We start from the raw sequence: 409 nt of genomic DNA, 5'->3' as shown, positions 1-409 counted from the left end.
TTCGGGTTCGGCAGTTCGAATCTGCCCCCCACCACCAGTTTTTAGGGGCATAGTTTAACGGTAGAACAGAGGTCTCCAACACCTCCGATGTGGGTTCGATTCCTACTGCCCCTGCCAATTTTAAATTTTTATGATGGCGGTCGTGGCGAAGTGGTTAACGCACCGGATTGTGATTCCGGCACTCGGGGGTTCAATTCCCCTCGTCCGCCCCCTGTTTTCATTTCAATAAATGTACTTTATAAATTATAAAGTGGCGGTCGTGGCGAAGGGGTTATCGCACCGGATGGTGATTCCGGCACTCGGGGGTTCAATTCCCCTCGTCCGCCCCATGTTTTCATTTCAATAAATGTACTTTATAAATAATAAAGTGGCGGTCGTGGCGAAGTGGTTAACGCACCGGATTGTGATT

At 49.1% G+C, this 409-nt stretch carries 3 tRNA genes; all 3 read left to right on the top strand.

Annotated elements, in window-relative coordinates:
* The first annotated feature begins 43 nt into the window (after nt 1-43).
* The 3 genes from K8U60_RS18975 (at nt 44) to K8U60_RS18965 (ending at nt 329) form a co-directional block, all read left to right on the top strand.
* Nucleotides 44-117 (top strand) — tRNA-Trp (locus K8U60_RS18975).
* A gap of 19 nt (nt 118-136) precedes the next feature.
* Nucleotides 137-209, top strand: a tRNA-His gene (locus K8U60_RS18970).
* 44 nt (nt 210-253) lie between these two features.
* A tRNA-His gene (locus K8U60_RS18965) sits at nt 254-329 on the top strand.
* Nucleotides 330-409 lie beyond the last annotated feature (80 nt).

Origin of the sequence: Planococcus circulans, assembly GCF_020023385.1 — a bacterium.
In the GTDB taxonomy this organism is placed as follows: Bacteria; Bacillota; Bacilli; order Bacillales_A; family Planococcaceae; genus Planococcus.
This window is presented reverse-complemented; position numbering and strand designations above follow the sequence as displayed.